23 protein-coding genes are annotated in these 24357 nt (G+C 48.1%); 3 read left to right on the forward strand and 20 right to left on the reverse strand.

The window, feature by feature from the left end:
• Positions 1–46: 46 nt before the first annotated feature.
• Positions 47–373 carry a hypothetical protein gene (locus LLH06_RS06070; protein ID WP_228172370.1) on the reverse strand — a complete coding sequence of 109 codons (327 nt, stop codon included), beginning with the start codon at positions 371–373 and terminating at the stop codon, positions 47–49.
• 91 nt (positions 374–464) lie between these two features.
• Here LLH06_RS06070 and LLH06_RS06075 point away from each other — a divergent pair, with 91 nt between their 5' ends.
• A complete protein-coding gene (locus LLH06_RS06075; RefSeq protein WP_228172371.1) occupies positions 465–836 on the forward strand; it encodes a cupin domain-containing protein in 372 nt (123 codons plus the stop codon).
• A gap of 36 nt (positions 837–872) precedes the next feature.
• Here the strand turns inward: LLH06_RS06075 and LLH06_RS06080 are convergent, their stop codons facing one another.
• The 18 genes from LLH06_RS06080 to LLH06_RS06165 form a co-directional block, all read right to left on the reverse strand.
• The gene (locus tag LLH06_RS06080; protein ID WP_228172372.1) at positions 873–1331 is read right to left on the reverse strand and encodes a hypothetical protein; all 459 of its coding nucleotides are present in this window, start codon (positions 1329–1331) and stop codon (positions 873–875) included.
• Positions 1315–1563 carry a hypothetical protein gene (locus LLH06_RS06085; protein WP_228172373.1) on the reverse strand — a complete coding sequence of 83 codons (249 nt, stop codon included), beginning with the start codon at positions 1561–1563 and terminating at the stop codon, positions 1315–1317. The genes LLH06_RS06080 and LLH06_RS06085 overlap by 17 nt, the downstream gene beginning before the upstream one ends.
• A 75-nt stretch (positions 1564–1638) precedes the next feature.
• Positions 1639–3198, reverse strand: coding sequence for a hypothetical protein (locus LLH06_RS06090; protein WP_228172374.1), 1560 nt, complete (start codon positions 3196–3198; stop codon positions 1639–1641).
• Between the two features lie 2 nt (positions 3199–3200).
• Positions 3201–4301, reverse strand: a complete 1101-nt coding sequence (locus tag LLH06_RS06095; protein ID WP_228172375.1) for a collagen-like protein — start codon at positions 4299–4301, stop codon at positions 3201–3203.
• Positions 4302–4303: 2 nt separating this feature from the next.
• Positions 4304–5812, reverse strand: a complete 1509-nt coding sequence (locus LLH06_RS06100; RefSeq protein WP_228172376.1) for a hypothetical protein — start codon at positions 5810–5812, stop codon at positions 4304–4306.
• A gap of 2 nt (positions 5813–5814) precedes the next feature.
• Complete coding sequence (locus LLH06_RS06105) at positions 5815–6468, reverse strand: DUF6712 family protein (RefSeq protein WP_228172377.1); 654 nt, start codon at positions 6466–6468, stop codon at positions 5815–5817.
• A gap of 21 nt (positions 6469–6489) precedes the next feature.
• Positions 6490–7782 (reverse strand): hypothetical protein, encoded by a 1293-nt coding sequence (locus LLH06_RS06110; protein ID WP_228172378.1) that lies wholly within the window; start codon positions 7780–7782, stop codon positions 6490–6492.
• A gap of 116 nt (positions 7783–7898) precedes the next feature.
• Positions 7899–8492, reverse strand: coding sequence for a hypothetical protein (locus LLH06_RS06115; RefSeq protein WP_228172379.1), 594 nt, complete (start codon positions 8490–8492; stop codon positions 7899–7901).
• A gap of 98 nt (positions 8493–8590) precedes the next feature.
• On the reverse strand, positions 8591–9796 hold the full coding sequence (locus LLH06_RS06120) for a hypothetical protein (protein ID WP_228172380.1): 1206 nt from the start codon (positions 9794–9796) through the stop codon (positions 8591–8593).
• 153 nt (positions 9797–9949) lie between these two features.
• A complete protein-coding gene (locus tag LLH06_RS06125; RefSeq protein WP_228172381.1) occupies positions 9950–11155 on the reverse strand; it encodes a head maturation protease, ClpP-related in 1206 nt (401 codons plus the stop codon).
• A 305-nt stretch (positions 11156–11460) separates the two neighbouring features.
• Positions 11461–11727, reverse strand: a complete 267-nt coding sequence (locus tag LLH06_RS06130; protein WP_228172382.1) for a hypothetical protein — start codon at positions 11725–11727, stop codon at positions 11461–11463.
• 89 nt (positions 11728–11816) lie between these two features.
• Positions 11817–14885 (reverse strand): hypothetical protein, encoded by a 3069-nt coding sequence (locus LLH06_RS06135; RefSeq protein WP_228172383.1) that lies wholly within the window; start codon positions 14883–14885, stop codon positions 11817–11819.
• 61 nt (positions 14886–14946) lie between these two features.
• Entirely contained in the window at positions 14947–16956 is a 2010-nt protein-coding gene (locus tag LLH06_RS06140) for a hypothetical protein (protein WP_228172384.1), read from the reverse strand.
• Between the two features lie 106 nt (positions 16957–17062).
• A complete protein-coding gene (locus LLH06_RS06145) occupies positions 17063–19219 on the reverse strand; it encodes a hypothetical protein (RefSeq protein WP_228172385.1) in 2157 nt (718 codons plus the stop codon).
• A gap of 26 nt (positions 19220–19245) precedes the next feature.
• Positions 19246–19698: a hypothetical protein gene (locus LLH06_RS06150; protein WP_228172386.1), complete on the reverse strand. Its 453-nt coding sequence runs from the start codon at positions 19696–19698 to the stop codon at positions 19246–19248.
• Positions 19699–19909: 211 nt separating this feature from the next.
• Positions 19910–20632 carry a hypothetical protein gene (locus tag LLH06_RS06155; RefSeq protein WP_228172387.1) on the reverse strand — a complete coding sequence of 241 codons (723 nt, stop codon included), beginning with the start codon at positions 20630–20632 and terminating at the stop codon, positions 19910–19912.
• 83 nt (positions 20633–20715) lie between these two features.
• Positions 20716–21924: a PBSX family phage terminase large subunit gene (locus LLH06_RS06160; RefSeq protein ID WP_228172388.1), complete on the reverse strand. Its 1209-nt coding sequence runs from the start codon at positions 21922–21924 to the stop codon at positions 20716–20718.
• A 170-nt stretch (positions 21925–22094) separates the two neighbouring features.
• Entirely contained in the window at positions 22095–22577 is a 483-nt protein-coding gene (locus LLH06_RS06165; RefSeq protein ID WP_228172389.1) for a DNA-packaging protein, read from the reverse strand.
• Between the two features lie 239 nt (positions 22578–22816).
• On the opposite strand from LLH06_RS06165, the gene LLH06_RS06170 reads away from it, so the two are divergent.
• Together LLH06_RS06170 and LLH06_RS06175 are read left to right on the forward strand one after the other, a co-directional pair.
• On the forward strand, positions 22817–23152 hold the full coding sequence (locus LLH06_RS06170; protein ID WP_228172390.1) for a hypothetical protein: 336 nt from the start codon (positions 22817–22819) through the stop codon (positions 23150–23152).
• 76 nt (positions 23153–23228) lie between these two features.
• Positions 23229–23756: a GNAT family N-acetyltransferase gene (locus LLH06_RS06175; RefSeq protein ID WP_228172391.1), complete on the forward strand. Its 528-nt coding sequence runs from the start codon at positions 23229–23231 to the stop codon at positions 23754–23756.
• 18 nt (positions 23757–23774) lie between these two features.
• Here the strand turns inward: LLH06_RS06175 and LLH06_RS06180 are convergent, their stop codons facing one another.
• Positions 23775–24191: a hypothetical protein gene (locus LLH06_RS06180; protein WP_228172392.1), complete on the reverse strand. Its 417-nt coding sequence runs from the start codon at positions 24189–24191 to the stop codon at positions 23775–23777.
• Between the last annotated feature and the right edge of the window lie 166 nt (positions 24192–24357).

Here is a 24357-nt window from a genome sequence, read left to right on the forward strand (position 1 = left end):
GATCATGAGAGAGTTATGATCTCATCATGATCGCCTGGCGGATCAATTATAATAATTCGGGGTCAGTTCCGCCCGAGTTTGGAACTGTGATCTTACTCAGGTCGTATGTGACCTCGCCGTCTTGTTCAGAGCCTTTGATAAGTCCTTTCTCATAAAGGCCTGTCAAAATTTGTTCAGCATGCCGATGCAACTCTTGAGGAGCTGTGTCTGGCTCGTATTCCATAAGTTTTGCAGCCACATCAGGTGCGGTGCCGCTTCCTAGCTGTGCGAGCACATATAGAACCTTATCCTGCCATTCACCGTCTGAACTATATGAGCCCGGGGGCGCTATCGGTTTGAAATCCTCATTGAAGGGTTGATCTGCTTTGTTCATAGTTCATGAATAACATGAACAGAAAGCCGAAAGTTTGGACATCTTCCAGACTATTATCGTAATGATAAATTTATCTTGTTTATCATTGCATATGATCAAAGCATATAAGCTATATACCGGTCCGGACGGACACTCTTATTTTAAAGTTGGCAATGTGTCAGAGGCGGTCATCACACGTGCAGAGTCGATCAGGTTTCAGGAATCAGCGCCCGGGTCTGTTTACGATTGGCATCCGGCTCCAACTCATCAGTTCGTTATTAACTTAAAAGGCACTTTAGAATTCACGACCTTCAAAGGCGAAACCTTTATACTTGAACCAGGCCAGGTGCTGGTCGCTCAGGACACCGCTGGTACAGGCCACAAATGGAGATTACTTGGCTCAGACCCGTGGCAACGAGCGTACGTTGTCTTCAGCGATATTACGGACGTCAACTTCATACCAGATTCGATAAAGGATGTATGAGTTTTAAGAAAGATATGATGACGGATGTGGCGCCTATCATGTTTTTGTACCTTTAAATTTTTTTTGATAGTACCATTCGATCACATAAGCGCCATCATCCCAAGTTAAACGCCCGTCTGACGCGATATTTGCAATTAAAACCGAGAGGCTGTGAAAGAAAGCATTTTTAGAGTTTTTGGTCAATGTCCCCAAGGTTTGAATACCTTGTAACGTTATCTCCTCGGGGGTCGATCGTTCTGATGCGACATCGATCAGCCTCAATTCGGCGAGAATTTTAGGTATAGCAGAGCGAAGAATGATCTTTATGCGATCGTCTATCTCCCCTGGAATAATCGCTGTTAACACATCCGCCACAGGTGAGTCGATAAATCGTTTGATATTCTCTGTGATCGATACGCCGGTATGTATTGCACTTTGAAGTTCGGCAGGTATCTTACTGAATATGGACTGTAGCGCTTTCCATATTTTTTTTAACCAATTAGGTATTTGTATCATTGTTTTTAGATTTATTAATAAAAGACTTAACCCAGTAAATAGCTCTGACCATCCAAGACAGAGCCGTAGCACAACCAACAAAGCAACCAGCCAATGAAGAAACAGCCGCTATAGCTTTAAGAGATTCGTCTGTTAGCATCAAGCCGGTGATGGCTATAATATAGCTACCTAATGAAGATAATATGCCAAGTTGAGAATTACAGCTAAGATCTTTTAAAAAGTGTTTGTTCATAATGGGGCCGTTTTTGACTACATTCTATAGCATTATTATTTTAATTACATAAGGCCTTATTAGGAAAGCCATAATTCAAGTTGCTCGGTATGCCCATAAATGATTATATTGATTGACCAGCACCCATATCTTTTCGCGGTGAGTGGCCGGGTTGCCGTTACTTGAACCTTGCACGTAAGGTTGTGATAGGGTCGCCGATGCAGCTGCTCCAATAGCACTGGTGTCGGCTTGATCGGGCGTGAACACGATTGTTGGCACTGAGCCATAATCATAACCGCTGTAGGTCAGCGTGATCGCGGTGACCTTGCCTCCTGATACTACCGCCGTGGCCGTGGCCGATGTGCCGTTAGTGTTCAAGCCACCATTAAAACTGACAGTTGGAGCCTTGGTGTACCCGCTGCCGCCATTGGTAAGGGTGATGGTTTGCACGTTCACCTTTGGGTCGCGGTAAACACCCTGGGCTATGGCATTAGCGTTACCACCCACAGACGATGACGCATCGATAGTAAGGTTCCTGAACTTTGTCGCGCCCGGCACCATCGATGCATTGGCCTGTATGAACAGAAAAAAATTATTGATAAAGTTGCTCAGCTTCGCATCAGTGCTTAATGACCCTTGAAAACTCATGGTTTGCAATAGGGTGCAATTTTGCAAGCCGACCGGCACTTCACCTTGCCACCCAGTCACGTTGTTGAAGTTCATTGCCTTTAGGTTTACGTTCGCTGAAATATCGCCGGTACGGTTATAGCTCGTAGCATACGAAATATCATAGCGCTCAATGGATGCCATAGCCCTGATCACAGCAGGAAGCTGGCTATAGGTGCCACCCACGTTGTAGTGCCCGAACATCTTAAGGCCCGTCAGCAACGAGAAATTTGAGGGCAACCCTTGCGCATCGGTGAACGCTATCTGCATAGTAAATGAAGTTAGCGCAGCTCCGAACACCGGCCCAATCCTATCAAATTTTGACTCCGCAAAGGTCTTTTGATGATGGTTACCACCCAACCCGAGACTTGTAAGCGGCATCGTAAATACCACATCCGGTATCACCGTGTTATAGATAGATGCTGTGACAAATACCGTAACCGCGCTGAACGTGGTCAGGTTAGATGGTACAAAGTTGTTAAAGTCGATACCTGTCAATGCGCCTGAAAGCTGACTTGCCGCATTGCTCAAATTTGAAAGGTTCAGATTAGCCAGGTTCGGCGCATTAGCCAATGCAAGGCTCTGCGTATTGATCTTGATCGTACTTATCTCCAATCCTACCAACAGGTTGGTGTCAAAGTAAAAGATCACCGTGCGCAAAAGGCTGCTATTATTGTCCGCGTAAGCTTTTCTGTTCGTCCAACCTGCCGGTACTGTAAAACTGGTCGACGGGCCTTTCTTGTAAAGGGTGAACGAATGAACGCCACTATCCAAGAACGTGTTGTAAGTATCGAACGACCCATCACCCCAACTGATCCGCACAGTAGTGGCCTGTGAGAACCTCAACGTAAGTGTACTCACGTTGTTGGAATAGATATTCTCCGGGAAGTTATTACCCGTATGAAGTATCCTTAACGAGTAGATGCTACCCACTATCTTGTTATTGACATTGCGGGTCATCCACCCGTTAACGGCCCTCCTGATCGACATGCCTATTTTATTTTAAAAATGTAATTGTCAGCGATGGCCACATATAGCGCACCACTTGCCGGGTTAGCGAACTGACCCTCATAAAATATCTTGTTATTAGCAGGCGTGATGCTTGCCAAACCGCTTGATGGGAATGTGGTAGCGTTAAGCGCATTCGCCACATCAGTATCAACGTTCATGAACGGGATAATACCAGTAGAGGTATTGAGCGTACCGTCATCAACGACCGAAACGACACGTTCACCCGAGCCAATGAATGAAGGGTTGGTCTGAACTGTGAGTAGCGTTTTAGTCAAGCCGTTGATCCTTGCCCGTAAAGTATTAAGCGTGCTGTTATACCATACATCGCCGTTCGATGGTGTTCCAGGATCAGCTCCTGGTACAAGGTTCAATAAGCTGAAATTCCAACGGGTAGTAATGCTTTGCGCCTGCCCTTTTATCCAGGTAAACCAGTTTTTGATCCGTAATGGTGTAGCTGCATTGGTGTTATTAGCACCTGCTTGCATCTCCTCATCAGTAGTTATATTGACTGGGCCGGGAATGCCTTGTATGCCCTGAATCCCCTGGTCTCCTTTAGCACCTTGAATACCTTGATCTCCCTTTACCCCTTGTGCACCGGTCGCTCCTGTATCTCCCTTGACGCCTTGAATACCTTGTATGCCTTGGTCTCCTTTTGGCCCCTGCGCACCATCAACTCCGGGGTCTCCTTTATCACCCTTCGCGCCGGTCGGGCCTTGCATGCCTTGAACTCCCTGATCACCTTTTGGCCCCTGTGCGCCGTCAACTCCGGGGTCTCCTTTATCACCCTTCGCGCCGATTGGGCCTTGTATGCCCTGGTCTCCTTTCGGGCCGGTGGAACCCGGAGGCCCCAACACCGGCTTTTTGACCAGTCCAGAATTGCTCGTATCCATATGCCATATATACTCTACAATCTCTCCATTTTCCCAAACCCCGACCGTCTTACCCTCTCTGATGGCCAACGGCACGAATGCGCAGGCCGCTGCAGGGCTTGCATAGGCAACTGAGCCACCTCCGTAGTATTCATCAACGTTGCCTTTCTCTGTGCGTTTATGCGCGCCCGCTATCTCTAATGGTGCTCCCATGGTTAATTCAATGCTATTTGATGACGGTGATTGGCGGTGTAGGGCACACCCATTTGCTTGACGTAGATCTTGAAGCCTGCTACAGCTACGCCGTCCGCGTCGTTAACGCTCATAGTGCCCTGATAAACGTACTCTGAGGTGATGACCGCGTTGAGCGCGTCAAGGTCAATTACGCTGGCCAGTGAACGGTTCGGTGCGGTGATGATCACCAGCGTGGTCTGCGCTGTTCCACTGTTCAACACGAACGAATTGCCCGAGCTCGTCAGTTGCTTTCCTGAAAGCGAACGTGGCGCGGCAGCGGTGGATGGTACCGAAGCGGCAGGTCCGTACCAGGTTGCATAGGTGCCGCTGAAGCTGATGATATTTGAATCCTTGCTACCGGCCGATATACGGCCTACCGGGTCATCTAGAAAGATGATGTTCTTTTGTATCGGCCCTTGCTCATAGCCCACGGTGCCTTGATAACTGATGGACGCGATAGCTAGCTTAATAGTATCGTTATAAGACGCCGTGTTTGTCACCTGTGTTCCGTTCTTGCGAATGCTGTAGGCGTTAGCCAGACCTGCACTTTTCTGATTAAAACTGAGGGTTATTGTGAGCAATCTTGATTCACCCACCTCGCCGGTCGTTGTTACATTGGGCGTCAAGGTCGCTACTGGTTGGTCATAAGTAGGATGCGGCACTAATGCGCCCACCAGAACATCGAAGTCCGTACGTGATGTCACCTTCATAAGGTTTACACCTAGCTTCTCATCCGTGTTAATTTTTAGAGTATCGTCTATATCACCCGCATCGATACCATTATCGGCCAGTTCTTTGATAGCTGCAACTATGTTGATCTTATTGGTAGTAGGTAGGTCGTTCAGGTCGCCAATAACTTCTTCTCCAGGTACCATGTCAACTCCTGCTCCCCAGTCGCCGTTGGTTTTGGGGCCAAATAGTTTGTGTGTGCTGGTATTGATGTAATGGTCGCCGTTCGATCCATCGCTCTGATTGGATGGATTTAAAGGGCCGCTAAGTATCGTTCGTCCATTTACGCCAGGGGAACCTGGGTCGCCTTTAGGTCCGGGGGGACCCGCTGGGCCATTAAGCATCGAAAAGACGAGACGCCAACCTGACGGGCCTTTCTGATAGAAATTACCATTAGCAGTATCTACATAGCTGGCGTTTAGTGTTCCGCTTGAGGCAGCAGGGATGCCGACACCATAGATGATTTCACTTCCTGAGGCACTTGTTGCAGGCGTATAGGCTTCCGTCCAGGTCCCGCTGCGCTTTTGATACAACTTTCCGTTAGTGCTGTTGATCGCTACATCGAGGTCCTTGCCAGTAAGGTCTTGGGGCTTGTCGGTCACGAAAGTGATCTGGGCGCCAGTAGATATTTGATCTGCGATAAAGCTTCTCAGTTGGGAGAAATTGAATTGCTGGTCGGTGCCGTTCCTTACCAAAACGCTCACGTCGTCGCCATTGACCGAGGTCACGGCAGGAAGCTCACTTATTCTTTTATCGGGCATGCTTAATATAAATTGTCAAAGGGTAAATAGTTGTCGATCTCTGCGATGCCGGTAGGCCCATTAAATTCGGTACGATCCACAGCTCGTATCCGTGGCCCTGATTGGCGGGCACTTTTATTGCGCTCATTGTAACGCCATAATGGGTAGTCGACCTGCTTTTCCTGTAAGAACTTTTCTACTTCGTTAGCATGAGCATTGGCGATACTGCGCTGCTGCTGCACCAACCTGATCACGTCTTGCGTATTCACGGCTTGGGCATTGTCATATTGCTTGATCACCGGACCGGTCGCTGTGTAATGAACACCATTGCCTTCAATGAAACGTGCAAAGGTGAAATATGCCAATGTGGGTATCAGTCCCTCGTATACTAAGCTGTAACCGTAGCTGTCGGTATACTCACAGCCGTTGAATAGCTTTTTATAAACTTGAGGAGCGTCGGCTGTCATCGCTCCATCTGTATCGAAATATTTGATCAACTGGTAGTAAAGCGGGTAGCCTAAAAAGGGCTTGAGGTCCAGCTCCTGAGCTTTTTTAATGTATACCTGCAGGCGTTCAGGTTTTACGTTGATCGAGATATCTTCAAATTGCTGTAAAAGGGAAGGAGTAAGCATTAACGAGGTGCTGGCCGGAGGTGTGGAGGTTATATTTTCAGACATAGCTGTTAAGCGAAATAGATGTTAGTTATTGAATGCGACCATGGCCTCCGCTTCGGCTTGCTTGAAACCATAAGCATGTACCAGGACGGCTGTTTTGTTGACTGACGGCAGGTCAGAAAGTAGGATCTGATTGATACTGCTTCCGGCCGACATGCCCGCGCTATCATCGGCCACGTTGCCGGGTACAGGTAGTATGTTCCAATTTTCCGCAGGGTTCAGTGTGATGTGATAATGGCTAAAGATCTCTTTGAATATCTCGCTTAGTTCAAGCCTGTCAGGTGCAGTGTTATCGTTAAACTCTCGTATGGCCTCTTTCTTTTCACCTCCATTGCTTAAACCTGACGCTTTATCAGCATTGATCAGTTCCTTTGGGACAGAGAAGCCTTTGATGATCCGGGCTTCTACCGATCGTTCAGTGGTCTCAAAAAGCTTGTCATTGTTTTGGATGGCGTAGGGTTTGAACTCTGGCTTGGAGGCCTCATCCTCATATTCGATCACGATAATTTTTTGAGCGCTTTTTGCACCTTGAAATGCTCCCAGGTCCTTTTCCAGTTGTGAAGGAGCGTTGCTTAGGCCTAACGGACCGTTGTCCGGTGTCGAGTTATCGGCCTCCTCACGTCGGGCCTGCATGAATAACATGGTGGATGGAAGAAAGCCGGTCGTTACCTCACGATTGTTGAAGGTCTTGATGCCGGCTTCGGTCTCGAAATCCTCCCAAACGCTGTCGGCCTCGATCAGTGGATAGTCATCAACCTCCGGATTGAAGTAATAAAGCTGGCCTTTGTATTGGTCCCATCCGCCGGCTTTGATCACTTGTTGATCGATCACCTCGGGGGTAGGGTCATACGAATCAATGAAGTGTATCTTCGAGCGCATGACATGCTTCCAGCTTTTGCGCCCCCAATCATTGTAGATCGCGTACTGGCCAGCGGTCTCGGCAATGTCGGTGTTACCCATGCGGATGTCCTCAAATCTTACATAATGAGCAGAGCATATCTGGTAGTTAGCATTGTAGTTCACGTGGATGCCAAAGCCTGAGAACAAGGCCTTATCGGTAGCTACGGCTTTGAGCAGCTTGGCAAGGGTCAGTCCTTTGCTGTTGATCACCTTGGAAGCAAGTTCGGCACATTCAAAGCCGTTGCCGGCTATAAATTTGGCGCGTTTGTTCCAGCAATCTTTTGCCGTTGGCGATGCGGCCACCAACTCCAGCATACGTTGTGGATAGGCATTGTCGCTATCATAATTCAGTATACCGTAAGTTTGGTTGGGCCGCACCTTTATACGGCGTTCTATTTGTGGTAGGTAGGTCTTCATTATTATCACCTCATCCCAAGCCCTCCCGCGTAAGTGGGGGCTGTAAGGGTAGCTTGTTAGATAGTTAAAAGGTCAGTGTAAGCCCTCCTTTGAGCAGGAGGGTTGGGAGGGATGTTTTAAGCGGTCAACGCTTCCAGGGCTGCTAACGTGCTGTCATAGGTAGCTGAGCCGCCACCTTCAGGAGCGATGGACACAGCACGTGGTGGATACGGCTCACGAAGTTTATCAGGGTTGGTAAGCTTCAGTTTATAGCCACCTTCCAGACCCTCGTCGGCCGCGTTACGCTCCGCCTCGGTCAAGATCAGGCTATTCACGGCGCCGAACAACTCGATGGCCGAGTCGCTGCCTTTGTAATTGTTGACCACCACGGCTTTAACACGACCGTAACCCATGGCTCGTAGTTGCGCTTTCACGTCCACCGACAGACCGGCGATGTTGAAATCGATCTCCTCGGTGTAGCGTGGACCTACCTGCGTTTTGGCCAGTTTAGACATGGCGTTGAAGCTGTTATTGGTGCCTTCAAATTTGAACACCTTGCCGCTACCCACTTTGTCCAGGTCGTCGATGATCAATGGATTTGCGGTGTTGTAAGTGATCTTGATCTCATCTTCATTGAAGATATAGATCACATCTTCGATACCGGAAGTAACGGGCGTTGCTGTACCGAGACTGAACCCGGCGTTTATCTTATTAAAAACAGATGTTGGCATATTTGATTATTTGTTTGATCGGTATAATGCAGTTTTGCGATCGGATAAAGAATAGAGTTTATGCTGAATATGCTTTTTGGCATATAAGTTAGCATGTATTATACAGCTGACAGGTAAAATATCTCGTTAAAGAATTTGGCGTTGACCGCGGCCTTCATACGTGCTTTCATGCGCACCACGTTGTCGTTAGTGTAAGGCTTCATGTATACGGTCGATAGTTCGCTCTGATCGCCCAGCAGATCCACACCCAGGAACAGGTTAGATGACCTTGCACCGAGGATGGTATTGGCTTGCCAATGGTTCATCAGTTGAAGTGGTACGCCCAGGTAGTCCATCTTCTTTTTGTCGGTAAAGGCGTTCAGTACGTTAGTAGCACTGTTGGCTTGTGCCTGAGCATAAGCGTAGCCCACGTGTAACGGGATCTGCAGGTTGAAATCTTCCTGAGCACGGTCGGCCGGGTCAAGTTGGGAGAACACGCCGCTCAATACACCTAATACGTTGCTGGCATTGATAAAGCTGATGGTCGCGGTGCCCGATGTGCCGCTGAATGTTGCTGCCTTGCGGGTATTGATCTCGTTATAGTTACGCACCAACTGGAAGGTTGTGGCATTAAGCACCTTGATAAAGTAAGATTGACCTACGATGCTTACACCAGCGCCATTGGTAGTATCGGTGATGCTACCTGCAGCTGATACGGTCACCACGTCCCCATCGCTTAGTGCTGAAGTACTTGTGACGGTCACCACGCCGGTATTGCTAATGGCTGCGGCCGACATGGAGGTGCTGCTTTTGCCAAGCCCAACTTTATAAGTGCCTGAATTGGCTGCGATAGTTGGTAACAGACCACTGAACGCTGAAGTGAAAGTTGCCTCTTTAGTGGCGCCTTTGCCCAACCAGTATAAACGCTCGTTGGCGATCTGGATCTTGGTAAGGTAGCGTTGTACCATAAAGTCTGATAGGTCCACCACGCCTTCATAATCGCTGAACGCGCCCGGTGCCAGTCGCTGTGATTCCCAGCTTTGTACCAGTTTGTCCCATTGTTCCTGCTTCATGAACTCGTAAGTAACAGGATCAAGATACATCTCATCTTGTTTGGCGGTGGTGCCCTGGTCATTGAAAATGCCCGATGGGTCTTGTAGCTTCACGTCGTCGTCAACATCAAGGATCACGCGTTTTGATTTTACATCGTTGATCACCGTGAGCAGACCACGTTTCACTGAGTCGGCCTCAAGCAACGTGCTGGCCATGAACCCGGCCAGCGCTTCGCCGGCGTAGGTGTTGTTGGTAAAAGTAAATTGAGCCATAGATTGGTACCCCTCAGCCCCCTAAAGGAGGAGTGATCGATAGGTTGTGACTTTTTTTAGGGATAAAAGTGCCCTGACGGACGGTTAAGTAGTGATAAGGTTGAGGTGCGACCGGTAGTTGGCCGGCCGTATCGTATGATATGTGTTGTGAGGTTATTTGTTGGAGATGGCCTGCTTTACCGCATTTTTAGCAACTGTACTTTGCGGGGCAAAAAAGGCTTGTGATTCGGCCTGTGCTTTATGGCTGCGTTTGGATCCCTCAGGAACGAAGGTCGAACGGATCTCATTCTTGACCTCGGTGCGGGTACGTTGCAAACGGTCTTGAGCATTTTGCAGCGCAGTTCGGGCCTCCGCAAGCAAATTGTTCTGAGCATGTATCTTGGCCTTTAAAGTCGCGATCTGGTTCTGTACCTCGCGTGGCGCTTTTTTGGTCTTTGAACTTACTTCCTGCTCGTCTGCCTGCTCATCATCTGACTCTGCAGCATCTGCATCAACTTTCTTTACTTTGCCTTTTTCAACGGTGAGCTGTTTACCATCGGAGGTAGTGTAAACATCATCCACCGCTGGTGTGGTGAGTTCTTCATCCTGGTAAACCTCAGTGTCACGGTCCAGCTCGCCGGTGTGATGCAGGGCACCTTTATCGGTCACGGTCTGTTTGTTCATTACCTTTTTGAAAAAATTCATCATCTTATCCAGTACGGATGTTGTACGCTCGATGAGGTCGTTGTTTTGCATGTTCATTGGTTTTTTTGATGATCTGTTATGGTCCATTAATAGTTTGTTGATGCAGCGTTGGTATACGGCAGGGGCAGTGTTGGTGCACTTCTTCAGCAGGTCGCCGTTGGTCACCATGGCTTGGTGGTCCTCGATCCGGTCAATAAAGCCCAGCGAAAGGGCCTGATCGGCGGTCATCCAGGTCACGGCATTGATCAGGCTGTTGATGGTCACCTCGTCAAGGCCGGTGCGGTCGGTGTAGATCTGTGCCAAACGTTCCTGAACGGTGTTGAGCATTTGTACATCCTTAAGCAATTGATCAGCGTTACCGCCATTCCCGGCCATTGGCTTGTGGATCATGAGTAAGGCATACTTGCTCATTACGATCTGGTGGCCACCCATGGCTACGATGGAAGCAGCTGAGGCAGCCAATGCGTCGATGTAGGTGATCACCTGGCCCGGATATCTTTTCAGAAGATCGTAAATGGCTATGGCATCAAAAGCTGAGCCCCCGGCCGAGCTGATGTGCAGTTCCACATCCTGACCGGCAGCCTGTACCAGTTGTTGCTGCAGATAAGCAGATGACAGGCTGCCCGAACCGATACCATCATGTTCGGTATCATATAGATAGATGTTGTAAGGCATTATAAATTGTAGGTATTAAAGTGAAGCATGGGAGATGCCTAGTGCATCTTGTGTAGTGGGCAGATGGCAGAGTGTACTTTTTGATCAATGCCTTGGTCTGCAATTGACCTTGATATCATCGTAGCGAAGAAGACCTTCTCTGAATGGGCGTTGTAACGCTTGAAACCTAATGTGCGACCAGTAGTAGGCTTGGTGAAAGTGATACCAATATCGGCAATTTTATGATCGCCGATGGTGGCGTTGGCGTGTCAGTAGGTTATAAATCTGCTTGAAAGCAATGCCGATCGGCATAGAACAAAGGTGCATTATTTTATTGGTTCATTTGGTGACAACGCTGTGTCAGTGCCTGAAAAACTATTTAGTGCACGCCAAATAGTGCGCTCATCCTTGCCAAATTTTACTTCGGCCTCCAACACCGCTTTGTTCTTGGTCACGCCTCGGGTGTTGATCTGGATGTTCACCCAAAGGTATATTTCGCGGTAAGTGAATATCTTATCGGTAATAAAACCCGAACGGTACATTTCGCTGAAGGTGCCATTGTTAAACAAGGCGTTAACGGTCTCGATGTTCATGACTTAGAAAAAGTTGTTTTATTGAAGATGCGGTCCAATGGCATCATGCTTAAGCATTAAATTGATCGGTATGCGAAAGAAAGTGATCTTTACAGCGTTACCCGGTTCACGGTTTGAGCAAGGATATTTTGCTGATTGTTCACGTCCTTCACATCCACGTAGATAGGAGGGAAGTTGTTGATCATTTGATACGCCAAGGTGTTGGCCAGGTCCTTTTGATCATTCACCGGAGCGCTATAATACCGGTTAGCATTGCCACCATCAGTGAATATACCGCCGATAGCATAGCCACGCCCACCATTAGGCACCGAAAAATCGCGCCCACCATGCGCCACATTGATTGCGCTTACCAGATTACGCGCCCAGGGGTTACGCATAGCCTCACTCACTACCACGGCCTCACCTGATCGCAAGTAAGCGTTAGTATCATCAGTACGGCTATAACCTGGCAGCACTGCACCCCTTCCGTCCGAAATGAACTGCCCACCACGGGCCATACCAGGTTTTTGTTTAACAATGCTGGCAATAGACGACGCACCTTGTGCGGCCATAAAGGCCGCTTGTGCTATGCCGAGTGCTTGCCCTATAAAAGGAAATCCAGAATAAGCACCGAAAGACTTCATAACGGCTTCGCTTGTCGTGACTATGGTGTCAGATATCGCTGTCGCTTTCTTCGCAATGAACGCAGCCTTATAGATAGCAGACTCTTTTTTGGTGTTTTTCAGTACCGCATCTATGAATCCGTCGGCCTTGTGCATCTTCGCACTGATCAACTGAGCCTCTAAATTTATCTTCATCACTGCAAATTTGGCCTCCACATCGAATAGCGATTGATGCTTAGCTGTAGCGGCTTCAACTGCTAAACGCTTTTCTTCTTTCCAGTTTTTTTGCTGTTGAAGGATCTTTGCTATCGCAGGGTCAGTTTCAGAATTATTTGCCTCATTTGTATTTTTATTTTCTTCATTGTTGCTGACCACGCCAGGGTCTTTACCGTCCTTAATAGCTTGCTCTTTCTTACGCTGTTGGATTTCGAACGCTATTCTGGTGTCTCCTGCTTTTTGAAGTATAAGTTGCTGTAATTTTATCGAATTTTCCAATGACCGAATCTCTTCAATGCTACCGGTCTTTCTCAACTCCATAAGTTGAAGCTCTTGAAACTTTATTTTATCCGTGATCGCCCCTTGTTCTTCGTCCATCTGGGCAAGTTTCTGCCTAGTATCTTCTTGTAATTGAAGAATGGCTTTTTCTTTGGCGTCAGCAGTATTATCGATAGCGATCTGATTTAGTTCGTGTGTATACCGCTCCAATTTGGCTTTATCTTCATTTTGGTACTTTTCAGACAATTGCCTTAAGGCGCTCAAGCGAGCCTCCTCTATTGCCTCGAGCTCTTTAGCAGAATTCTGATGCTTTTGCTTCAAAGCATTGAAGTATCGCTCCGTGATATTTACGTTCTTGTTGTACTCGTTAAAAATTGTCTGTGAGTCCTGTGCAATGATGTTCACTTCCAATTCGGAATTGACGGTGGTGCTTCCAGAAGTCCTTCGACGAGAACTCCTTGGCCTTTTTGTTTTTGGCTTTTCTGTAGGCTTGCCCTTTCCTGCTACATCATCACCAGTTTTTATTGGCTTATCATAGCCTTCCTGATAGATCTTTTGCACGTTGCCGATCACTTCTTTAGTCAAGCTTTTCGCTTTCGACATCAGGTTCTCTGCACTCTTTGTAACCTTATCCGTTACATTAGTTATACCCATCCCCACCTGAGCTACGCCATCAGTCATCTTTCTAAAATCAAGATGAAAAACGCCGTCCAATAAAATTTTTATTCCTTTGAACCGGGTGACTAAATTATCAATGATCAGGTTCCAAATCTTCTTTAACGCCTCGCCAGGATTTTTAAATGCATTACTGATGGTATCACTGATTGTGGTGAACACAGCGAACTTGTCTTGGATGTACCCGCTCAACGCACCCCAGATCTTTTTTGCAGTATCTACCGGATTCATTAAAGCGTCTATAATGACGTCTTTTACCGCGCTTAGAGCATCTTTTATAAAACCAATAACCTTTTGCACGACAGCCAAACCACCTTGGAACTGCCTTATGCCTTCTTCATTTTTAGTGAAATATTCATACACCTTTTCTAAAACCATCTGCAACAACCACAGTCCTGAACTTTTGATGGCTTGGCCGATACCGGTAAAGCCAGTCTTAACTACGTCAAAGCCTGACCTCATCATGTTAAATCCGGTGGTCACATCGGAAACGGCGCCAGCTAGATCGCCGTTACTTTTCTCAAGATCTTCGAAAGTCTTTCCTATCGCTTTACTAGCCTCCGCAACGAGATCAATGTCACCTGCACTTTTTTGCGTTCTCTCGCCCGAGTCGGTGATAGTATCCGCTAGATCTTTTGTAGAGGCTTTTAAGTCCTCGGTAACCTTTGCACTTTCGGTCTCGGCCTTTGCTTGTTCTTTCAATGCCTTCGTACCAGACCTTGTTTTTTCAGCCAAACTTTCCTGGGACTTGGCTAGGCTTGCAAGCCGATCGTCAAGTTCTTTTGCCGTTGAGGCACTCTTTTCAGATTTTGCTTCAACTGTGTCCACATCGCTTTCAACACTTTCTTTCTTCTTTCTTTTTGCCGGTTTTTTACCTTCGTCTGCTGTCGCGCTCAGCTCTTTATTCTCTTTTAGTTTTTTGTTGGCAGCATCGATCTTTTTTGCTAGGGTTTCGTAAGCTTTCGCATTGTCAGTAATAGCTTTTTTGTTTTTGGTATATGTGGTCGTTAGCTCTTTTAATCCCTTGCTTAGCTCTTTTACCTTCGTAGAAGCTTCCTTGATCTTTGATGCAAGTTCTTTTGCTTGTTCGCTTAATTTTGAGATCTTTTCTTCGCTCTTCTCCGCCTTTTTCTCAGTCGCCTCAAGAGCTTTGTTGAACTCTTTGATCTTTTTATTGATCTCGCCAAAACGTTTATTCAACGCTTTTACTTTGTCATCATTTTTCTTTAAAGTATCTGTGGTCTTCTTGCCACTTTTTATCAATTCCTCTTGCTCCTTGACAATGCCCGCAATGGCGTCTGCTAATTTTACGGCTTCGCTCTGGAGCTCGGTCACCTCTTTGGTTACTACCCCTATATTTTCCTGTGTTAAATTTAAAGCACTCATGAAATTCGTGTGTAATGCCTTGGTTTAAAGTGTTTTGTTTCTCTTGGTATATTATTCGAGATCACCCTAGCCTAATCAGCTCAACCTTAGTGGGTTGTCCTTTGCGCCAGCTGTCGATCTTGTTGATGTAGTAGTAGCAGCCGTCTTGCTTTAGGTAAACCGGAACCAGCAGGTCAAGCTCGAGAATGTCGCGTGGGCTGAGCATGAACCAGCGCACCACTTTTTTACAGTTCTTAAGTATGCGTTGCAACTCGCTGTAGTACTGTAAGCGTAGCTTATCGAAGTTTAGGCTGAAGGTGCCGTTGTTCTTCTCAAAGTAGGGTACGCAGATCACATCGTTCACCTTGCGCTCCTTACCTGCACCATCTATAAATTTGACGCTACGGCCGTTCTGAAGCAAGTTATAGGTGTCATGAATAAGCAGGCGGGGTTGCGTGCTTACGCTCATGTCGACAGCGGCCGCATCGCCGCTGGTGTCGATCTTTTTGATCTGGGCAATGCTGCCGCCAATGTAGGGCCGGTTAAGCGTAGCCGCAAATTGGCTTTCAATTAGGGTGCCAGTAACCGGCAGTGTTTTATCTTCGACCAATAGCTGACCATCGCCAAAGCCCTTGGGTAGTATGCCATCGTCCTCTTTATACTTCAGGTAATTGATCTGTGCATATTCACCCAGCTTGAAGGTAATATTCTTCCCTTGGTCGAGGCAGCGCGATGTCCAGTCGTGAGCACGGGGGATGTTGTTCACAATGTCATTGAATGACGCAAAGGTGACCTGCTTGCGGGTTGCATCGGTTTGGCAAATGATCCCAAAGCGTTGTAAGGTGTCTTTAAGCAGGTCTTTCAAGCCAATGTCGGGGAATATTCTCTCGCATTGTACCTTTTGGCCGTAGATCACATTCCCTTTCTTTTCGGTGACCGTGAATGTGGCGCCACGACGTAATTGAAACTCTACGTTTTTCTTTACCCCTTGGTCAATATCGTAACAAAATCTTACACTCTGTCCGGTGGTAAGTGATTGCGAAAAGTTCATCTGACCTGTATAGGTCTGCGTCCAATTTCCATTTTGCTTGGGAAGGTTCTCTGCGCTATACACCTGGCTGGTAAGTACCTCACCGATACTATTACCCGGCTTAAATAGCTTAAGTGATATCGTTACAGCGCCGTTCGACTTATCCGACTTGAAATAAAGAGTGTAATTCATCGCAATATCAATGTCCAGGTCGGTCTTGGCTATGTACGCCCTTCCGTCAAATACATCATGCGAGCCTTTGATGAGGTTCGTGAAGCTCATATCCTCATTGGCACCATTTTCCCTGTATTTGTAACCCTGATCGAACGTGCTCACGGCTGATGACGAGTAGGTGCTGCTACTGTAGTCGTAATTGGGGCCATGCTCAAAATTATCGTTGGCGAACTGCACGATCAGCTTTTTATAAAGGTCTTGCTTCAACAAAAAGCTATCAGGGTTAATGGTGTAGCCCGTGGGTTTAATGAAAAGATCCATGGCCGTATGCAGGAAGAAGCCTGGACGCAGGTAGCGCACATCTATCTCTGGGGTGCCAGAAAAGTCTTCGGGTATGCGACCGTAGTCGATCACTGGCCAGATCCAACCTTCGGTATGTGTTTGGGAGGCTACGATGCTGTCCAGGGTCCAGGCGTGCTCATAGTTGGTCCAATCTTTATTGTACCAGGTTTGTTGCTTGCTGTCACCGGTATCGTATATCTTGCCATCAATGGCATCAAAAAAGTCAACATTGCCCGATAGTACGGTGATGGCCGCTGTATCCTGCTCCACGCCATTGATCTCTGCCACGCCATACGGAATGATCTCCATGCCATCCTGCACCACCTTGGCCGTATATTGCTGGTAGGGGAGGTTATTGGTAAAGGCAATATCATCCGGAAAGCCAAGCACTTGCCGGTTGAGTTGTGTGAGCGGCAGTTTGAACTGGTTACTGGTATTGCCCTGCTGGTTCTTGACATCAGCCAGGTTGTTGATCTGGAACGTCAGCGCGATCGGACTATCGTCGGTTAAGTCGACCAGTGTATCGTTAAGGAAAAGTTGAAGCATAGTTTTTGAGGGGAGGGATTTGAGTTCTGAGGTGGGAGAGAGACGCCTCGTTCGGTTGGAGTCAATAAACATCGGCCGTCGCATCACAGACCTCACACCTCATATATCACTGCGTTTGTATGTTGATACCCGGCAGGTTAAAGGTGATGCTGAAAGGTGCCTGGCCATTACGCGTTTCATATTCGGCAAAGGTGGCGCTGTTGATCACGATGGTTTGCCACTTGGCAGGGTTGCGGGCCATAAGCATCTGCACCTTGGGCGAGAACTTGATCGACCGTAATCCGTTGATATCGGACACGCTCAGGTCTTCGGCCATCACCTTCATTTTCAAGCCTGCACTTTTGCTGATCACATCTTCCATGCTGTCCTGGTCGGCCCAGTTCAGGATATGGTTCTTCACTATCACGGCGTTCTGCACATCAAGCGTCACCTCTTGGTTATACACAAAGCGGTAGTAGTTCCATGATCCGTTAAGACCGATCCAGCGCAGGTATACCGAATTTTCATCACCGGTATGATCAACCCTCACGGTCTGCTTTTGGGTCACGGTGTGTGTCACGCCCGCACTGTCCTTATACTTGATCTCGAGGTCAAGGTAGTGCACCTCATCATTCAATTCGGTATCGATCTTTAGTCGGTTAAGCCCGATGTGTTGCGCCAAACCTGTTGTTACAGTACCACTGCTCACCGGCGAGCGGTAGATGACAAATTTACTGCTATCTTGCTGCAAAAGGAACGAACGGTCCTCTTTGAGTAAATAGGTGGTTCGTAAGCTATCGGCCAGCGGCTGCCGGTTAATATCCAGCAGGGTCATTTCCGCATAAAGATCAAGGCCGGCAAGGTTCTCACTGTAAATGAACCCAATGTCGAATGGATAACCTACGCTGTATGCAGGTTCAGTAAGGTCGGTTATCCAGCGGGCCCGTTTGCTCGGTGCGTCAACGGTCTTGAAGGGCACGTAAGCGGCCATGTTGCCACCATAGGCATCGCCCAATTGCCGGGCCGAGTAGGTAACGTAGTACGGGTGTTGGATATTGATATAAGACGGCGGCACATCTTTACCGGTAGCGGTGTCATACCAGGTCTCGGCATAACTTACGGTATAGCTGGCACTCAGGTCATCATCACGATAGTTCACCTGTGATCCGTCGCTACTGTCCTTTGCCCTTAATAGGCTTTGTAAAAAGCTGGAAAGGTCGGCTTGGGTCAAACCCTTTTGATTTGGCCGATGCGTGCACGTGATGGTGCTGTTGATGCCGGTCAGCTTATCCTGATAAGCGATCTTGGTACAGATCTGATAGTAGGGGCGTAATTTGTTGATGTTGGTGAAGCCGGTATGGTTAGTTGAACTGACATACGGCTGATCAATAGTGAAGGTTCGGTTACTTATATCCACACTCTCCACATCATACACGCCGTTGTAAGCGCCGGCGTTGACATACACCTTATCTTTAGCAGCGAGTGCTACGCTGCCGCTGCTGAGCGTTCCATTCACGGCAAAGGTGGTCTTGGCCCAAAAAGCATCGGCAGTGATGTTAGTGATGCTCATATCGCGTCGTTGATAGCTGAACACGATCGGGTTGAACGCAGCGCTCCAGCGGCTTAAGCGGCCGTTGCCTAGGTCAATGGTAGGGTCATCTACCAACAGGTCGATCACCGTTTCAACCGTGAATATCATTTGACGACCGCCATTGTAAGCATCACGTATGTAAGCCGTATAGGTTCCGCCTGCAAGGCCGCTGAAATTAGCAGAGTCCTGCCACGGGCCATCGTTGATCTTATACTGGATATAGCCATAGCTCGATACCGCATTGATCGTGATCTTTCCATCGGCAGCACCCATGCCACTTTCCTTTTGGTCAATGGTAACAGATGTGATCTGTAGGGAAGGGTCGGTTATCGGTGCGGTAGGAACATCACCTGCACCTGGCTGCACGATCTCGCCGGTCAGGAATATGGCGAAGGTATAGCTATTCCCATAGCCATTGACACCTTCTATAGGCTGCTGATACCTGATCTGTGCCCTGGCACCGGTCATGACCTGCGAATATTCTGTAGTATCTAGTTGGCCGTTGATCACCTCGTTATATTTGACCGATACGTTACTACCGTACACTAGCTCATTGTTTTCATCGGTGATCTCTATGTAGATGTCGGCATATCTGGTGTAGTTCCATACGGTTGGGTCTGTAGGGTCATATACCGGCATGTCAACAGCATATGGAGGCAGGATGTTGCTTATAAGTCTGGCGTGTAAGCCCATGATAATGGTTTTTTAAAATGTTTTCGTCAGTTGCCGTAGGTCTCGAAGTTGAGTGCTTGTAAATTGAGGGTAAGCCCCACTCCGGTGGTGTTCACATCATATTTGTTGTACACCGGCAGGCACTTGGCCTTGCTTCCACCCATCACCCTGAAATATCTTGATGGCCCTTCAGTGTATTTTGACGCTTTGACAATGAACTCATTCGCCAGGCGTAGGGCCTTGCCTATATACACCTCGTTGTCGGAAGTGTATTGTCCAAAATCCGTCCTGAATAAAAATTCGAGGTAGATGCTGAACGTATTGGTGACGGAGCCGTTCACTGCGGGCGATAGCTCGATGTTTTGAAGCGGGTACATGAACACGCACGGGAACGAGCCATCATCGGCCAGTTGATTAAGTTCGTTAGCGGTACCGTACACAAAGCCGGGGGCTCCGTTCAAGGTTCGGGTGATATTATGGATATGATCGCTGATGGGCATAAGCAAAGTGAGTTTGGACCATCACAAGTGGTCAGGTGTGTTAATAAAGCGTACCTTCCGCAAGGTGAATTGTAGGGGATCGATCCTTGCCTTTATCGTTGAGCCTGCAATAGGTCGGAGTAACGTTTTTGGAATGCGGCCTCTGTTTTGTTAAGCAGTAGCTTGGTAAGTACACGTTGGTAGGGGAGGTTGAGTATCGTGTCCCATTTGGTCACATCACCCCCTGCCAATGCGTTAACAGTGTTGATATATCTGAACTTCTGGAACTCGGCGATACCGGCCCTTTTCTCCAGCTCCGAAACAGGCGACGCCAAAAGCCGGTCCTCGGTTTGGATAAGCTTGGATAGCTCAAAAAAAAACACTTGGCAATGGGCAGCGCTTGGGTGATCGGCAGCTTTTCTACCTCTTCGGCAAAAGCGGTGGCTTTTTCTTCGTTGTAAAGCTCGCCGGTGGCCCTGCAATAAAAGTAATGGGCAAGTATTTGGCTGCAGATCCGTAGCGATGGGTCAAAATGCTCCTGCCAGTCGTCACCGTAAAGTTCGGCGTGGCGGGCTACCTCTTCGGCAATAATGTCGCGGGCGGCCATGAACGCGCCGGCCGGCTCCATCGATAGGTTGGCGCTCACATTCACTTTTCTTGTTTTGCCCTTGATGTGGAAGCTGACCGTCTTAGGCACGTTGTCGCTGTTATAAAGCGAACGGATCTGTTGGGCCAGGGCAAGGATATGATCATTGAAGACCTGCAATTCATGAAAGCTCCTGACCTGTTGTAACTCGGCCATGGGCACACCCGATAGTATCTGAATGGCCTGAATGTCGGTCATATTGTCGGTGGCCTGCATGGCCATCAATTGACCGAGGGTGAGTTCATGAAGGTCTTGCGGAATGCTTACCTGTAGTTTGCCGTTTAAGGTCGATAGGGTCTTTTGGATCATTATAGCTTTACAGTTATTTGATGAGATGTATGAAAATGCGTGATATTTGAAGAATTGGGTGCGCCGGTCGAGCAGCTTATCGATTATATCAGTTCAGCCATCGGGTCGCCACTGGCTTTCTGGCTTTTCCAGGGCATGCGCGAGCGGGTGGTACCTGTGCTATTGATCTGCAACTTATTGAGCGCCACATAGCGTAACGGGTCGATCAGGTGGTTCCAGGTATCAGTAGGCTGGTTGGTGGACCGGCCTGCAGCATCGGTACGCCACTGATAACGTTCCAGTTCGCGGCGCAAATGAACGCTGTTGCGGGTCACGTTGATATGGTAACGCCGCAGAATATCGATAGAGTGTTTGATACTGTCGGCTCCCTTTTTAGCGGGAGTGATGTACCAACCCATCCGCCTTAATTCCTCAATAGATTTGGGTTCGGCACTGTCAGCTATGATCTCGCTTTTTTTGCTTACTCGTGCGGCCTGCATATATTCTGAAAGGTCGGTATTGGTAAGCCCGGTGCGATAGAGCAATTCGTTCACCCATAGTTGGCCGTTTTGCAGGTATACTTCCAGTAAGCCGGTCTCGTCATTGCTAAAGCCAAAGTCAAGTCCGTAAGCCAGCCTTTTGGCTTCGGGGGGTATGGCGTCACAAACAGACCAATCGCTCAGTACCTGCCCGGTCACCTTGCCGGTAATGCCGCGGGCATACACTTTCCAACGCTCCGGGTCAGTGTCGCTCAATTCCTCGATCTTTTGCCGCGTTCGGTCGTCAACAAAAGGGTTGTGGCGGTGATCTGATATGATCAGTTGAACATCGGGCCGGCCGATCAGCTGATCATGCACCCAAAAGGCAGCATTTGGATTGTAGTCGAGGAACACCCGCTTACGTGTTCTTAAGGCAAGCTCATGGTAGATCTCTACCGCTATGCCATTGGCCTCGTTGATGAAAAGATAGTCGCGTTTGCCACTCTTGGCGTCCTGCGCGCTTTCGTAACTTTTAAACTCGATCAGTGATCCATTCAATAGCTTGTATACCCGGTCGGTATTGTTGAATGAACTCAGCATGGCCTGCAATTCAGGTGCGCTGCTCATGATATTGTGTGCGTCGCGCATGGCGCCGGCCTTTAAATTAGGGATGTCTTGCCCAACAACGGTGATCACTTGCTTAGCCTCTGCACAAGCCAGTGTGAAAAGCACTTGTAATATGGCGTAGGTCTTCCCGCTGCTGGTACCACCCTGATTGACCACCACATTGGCGGTGGAGTTGTAGTTATGTTGGAATAGTACAGAAGTTCGCATGGTGCTGAGTGTTGTTAAAAGCGCTAAGTTTTATACTGGGCCGACCTGTGCATCAGGTTATGCCAAAGCCAAGTTGATGGATCGATCAGGCATACCCCTTCCTGACCATCCGGCGAGGAGGTTAGACACGAAGGCTAAAAAAAATTGATACGGCCGCTAATGATCCGGGCTTACAAAGCCACTTGTTGTTCGCTACCGGCAGGAGAAGGGCCGGTACTGATGATCTCGATCTTTAGTGTGGTGTCCGTAGCGGGCGGTTCCACGGTTTTGCTGCCGGTGGCGCGGTCGGTCCAACCCAGGCATTTCAGCGCAAAGATGGCCCCAGTAGAAGGTTGCGATAAGAGCAGCTTTTCATATTCTGACTCGATCTTTAATCGAGCACGTTTAAGGGTCTTTTTAAAAGCGCCATCGATCTCATACGCTTCGAATGCCTCCCGGCTATCGAACCCCAGGTAGTGAGCCAACCCGGTAAGCGTTGCAGGTTGAGGTTCGCGGTCCCAAACGCGTTGCTCGCGCATTTCAGGTGGTGCTTTGGCGGTCGGTTTAAATGGTAGAACTTCGGTATGGTATACGCCTTGTATCCATTCAAAATACTCGGCAATGCGGGTCTTGATCTCGCCCACGTTTCTAAATAAGGCGTGTTTATTCTTCATTATGATAGGTTTGCCGGTTGGCATATCGGAAGTATAAAGATAGGAATAAATTCTGAGGATTGCAAATATTTTTAGCATTTTGAAGCCCTCGGCACCGGAGGTATGGGATGGGTATTTTTAAGGCAGCTATACAACGCTGAACATTAGTAGCGAAGATCTTTAAGCACTCTATCAACGATGAGCGCTCCAAAATAAATAAGATCCTGTGTATACCATTCGCTTTTGCCATATTTGCACTCATGAGACCGGGAGATAAAGTGATCTGCATTAATGATAAGATCGATGCCGATAAAGCCGAAGAGATACGCCGCGACTTTGAGATCTGGGTGACCAAGGACAAGGAGTACACCATACGCGAGATATTGGACAATAACGGCATCGTTACCGGACTTTTACTGGAGGAGATACACAATTTTCCTAAATTCTTTCACCTCATCAACCGCCATCAAGAACCGGCTTTTGCTACCTGGCGTTTCCGCAAGCTGAGCTACGCCACCAACGAGCAGGCTGAAGAGCATAGCGAGGAGCTGGCGGAGGTTGGGCAAGCCGGTAAAGAGGACGAAGGTACTTTTTAACCATTGACCGTTCATGGCTTAATGTGTTGAGGTCTTTGTATCGCTCATCATTGTATCTTTTAATTTGTCCTTTACTATGATCCAAAATAATGTTAGCGTGCGTAAGGCTATCCAAACCGATGTGGATGCCATCATGGCACTTATTGCTGAAGTGGTGCCTGTTATGCAGCAGCAGGGTAACTTCCAGTGGGCGGCCGACTACCCTAACGCACAAATATTCACTACCGACATACAACACGAACGCCTATGGGTGGCCGTGTACGATGAACAGGTCGTTGGCGTGATCGCCATTTGCGAGGGACAAGAACCCGAATATGCGCAGATCACTGATTGGGATGTTACTGAGCCGGCCATCGTGGCGCACCGCCTTGCGGTAAGTCCGCATATGCAGGGTAAGGGTATAGCTGCAGCCCTGTTACATCAATGTGAGGTGGTGGCCGCTGAACGGAACGTCGGTTTAGTACGTCTGGATACCAATTCGGTTAACCGTCCTATGCAAAATCTATTTTTGAAGATCGGTTATAACCTTGGCGGAGAGATATTGCTTCCTAAGCGCCCGGGCCTTACTTTCTTGGCATTCGAGAAGCGCCTGAATTTGTCCTGATCAACTCGTTCGATATGCTCACGACTGCAAGCACAGGTCATGCGCATGTACGTCGGTCTCTACCAATTGAGTGAGTAGCTGCTTTAACAAAGCCTCGCGTGCCCAGTGTTGCTCGTTAGGCGTGGCATCGTACAGGTACCATTGCAAAGGCTCATTGATGTTTATGCGCGTATTGTAAACGTACTTTTTCTGCGGATGTACGCGAGTGCCTTCGTAGCTGTTCAAGCCCTCTTTCTTGATCAGTCGGGTAAAGTGTTTTACCGGTATGTGCAACTGTAAGCACTCGTCAAGTGTGTTCTTGAAATCCTGCTTGTCTTCCAGCCATAGGGTAAGGGTCTGTCCGTTCAGGTCATGGTCGGCTATCGCAATGCGGCTGTAATTGTAATCTACCGATATAATGAGCCACCAAAGCTCATTACGTGTTTTAAGGTTCATCGGGATCATATATGGTCAATAATTAAGTGTTGTGGGGGTATGGTCGATCAAAGGCAGGCATCCATCCGGGGATGTACCTTTGTATGGCCGCGATCTCGGCTTGGTACTTTTGACAGGCTGCCCGGTATCCTTTATACCGTAAGCGTTGCCTTTTGCCATTACGCTT

This window comes from Mucilaginibacter daejeonensis, from assembly GCF_020783335.1.
Lineage (GTDB): Bacteria > Bacteroidota > Bacteroidia > Sphingobacteriales > Sphingobacteriaceae > Mucilaginibacter > Mucilaginibacter daejeonensis.

Excerpts from the sequence above, each read along its gene's own strand:
- LLH06_RS06160 (WP_228172388.1), bottom strand. The coding sequence starts at position 21,924 with ATGCGAACTTCTGTACTATTCCAACATAACTACAACTCCACCGCCAAT.
- LLH06_RS06090 (WP_228172374.1), bottom strand. The coding sequence starts at position 3,198 with ATGTCGATCAGGAGGGCCGTTAACGGGTGGATGACCCGCAATGTCAAT.
- LLH06_RS06180 (WP_228172392.1), bottom strand. The coding sequence starts at position 24,191 with ATGAACCTTAAAACACGTAATGAGCTTTGGTGGCTCATTATATCGGTA.
- LLH06_RS06155 (WP_228172387.1), bottom strand. The coding sequence starts at position 20,632 with ATGATCCAAAAGACCCTATCGACCTTAAACGGCAAACTACAGGTAAGC.
- LLH06_RS06095 (WP_228172375.1), bottom strand. The coding sequence starts at position 4,301 with ATGGGAGCACCATTAGAGATAGCGGGCGCGCATAAACGCACAGAGAAA.
- LLH06_RS06100 (WP_228172376.1), bottom strand. The coding sequence starts at position 5,812 with ATGCCCGATAAAAGAATAAGTGAGCTTCCTGCCGTGACCTCGGTCAAT.
- LLH06_RS06135 (WP_228172383.1), bottom strand. The coding sequence starts at position 14,885 with ATGAGTGCTTTAAATTTAACACAGGAAAATATAGGGGTAGTAACCAAA.
- LLH06_RS06110 (WP_228172378.1), bottom strand. The coding sequence starts at position 7,782 with ATGAAGACCTACCTACCACAAATAGAACGCCGTATAAAGGTGCGGCCC.
- LLH06_RS06165 (WP_228172389.1), bottom strand. The coding sequence starts at position 22,577 with ATGAAGAATAAACACGCCTTATTTAGAAACGTGGGCGAGATCAAGACC.
- LLH06_RS06145 (WP_228172385.1), bottom strand. The coding sequence starts at position 19,219 with ATGGGCTTACACGCCAGACTTATAAGCAACATCCTGCCTCCATATGCT.
- LLH06_RS06080 (WP_228172372.1), bottom strand. The coding sequence starts at position 1,331 with ATGATACAAATACCTAATTGGTTAAAAAAAATATGGAAAGCGCTACAG.
- LLH06_RS06070 (WP_228172370.1), bottom strand. The coding sequence starts at position 373 with ATGAACAAAGCAGATCAACCCTTCAATGAGGATTTCAAACCGATAGCG.
- LLH06_RS06170 (WP_228172390.1), top strand. The coding sequence starts at position 22,817 with ATGAGACCGGGAGATAAAGTGATCTGCATTAATGATAAGATCGATGCC.
- LLH06_RS06175 (WP_228172391.1), top strand. The coding sequence starts at position 23,229 with ATGATCCAAAATAATGTTAGCGTGCGTAAGGCTATCCAAACCGATGTG.
- LLH06_RS06140 (WP_228172384.1), bottom strand. The coding sequence starts at position 16,956 with ATGCTTCAACTTTTCCTTAACGATACACTGGTCGACTTAACCGACGAT.
- LLH06_RS06105 (WP_228172377.1), bottom strand. The coding sequence starts at position 6,468 with ATGTCTGAAAATATAACCTCCACACCTCCGGCCAGCACCTCGTTAATG.
- LLH06_RS06120 (WP_228172380.1), bottom strand. The coding sequence starts at position 9,796 with ATGGCTCAATTTACTTTTACCAACAACACCTACGCCGGCGAAGCGCTG.
- LLH06_RS06085 (WP_228172373.1), bottom strand. The coding sequence starts at position 1,563 with ATGAACAAACACTTTTTAAAAGATCTTAGCTGTAATTCTCAACTTGGC.
- LLH06_RS06150 (WP_228172386.1), bottom strand. The coding sequence starts at position 19,698 with ATGCCCATCAGCGATCATATCCATAATATCACCCGAACCTTGAACGGA.
- LLH06_RS06130 (WP_228172382.1), bottom strand. The coding sequence starts at position 11,727 with ATGAACATCGAGACCGTTAACGCCTTGTTTAACAATGGCACCTTCAGC.
- LLH06_RS06075 (WP_228172371.1), top strand. The coding sequence starts at position 465 with ATGATCAAAGCATATAAGCTATATACCGGTCCGGACGGACACTCTTAT.
- LLH06_RS06125 (WP_228172381.1), bottom strand. The coding sequence starts at position 11,155 with ATGCCTTACAACATCTATCTATATGATACCGAACATGATGGTATCGGT.
- LLH06_RS06115 (WP_228172379.1), bottom strand. The coding sequence starts at position 8,492 with ATGCCAACATCTGTTTTTAATAAGATAAACGCCGGGTTCAGTCTCGGT.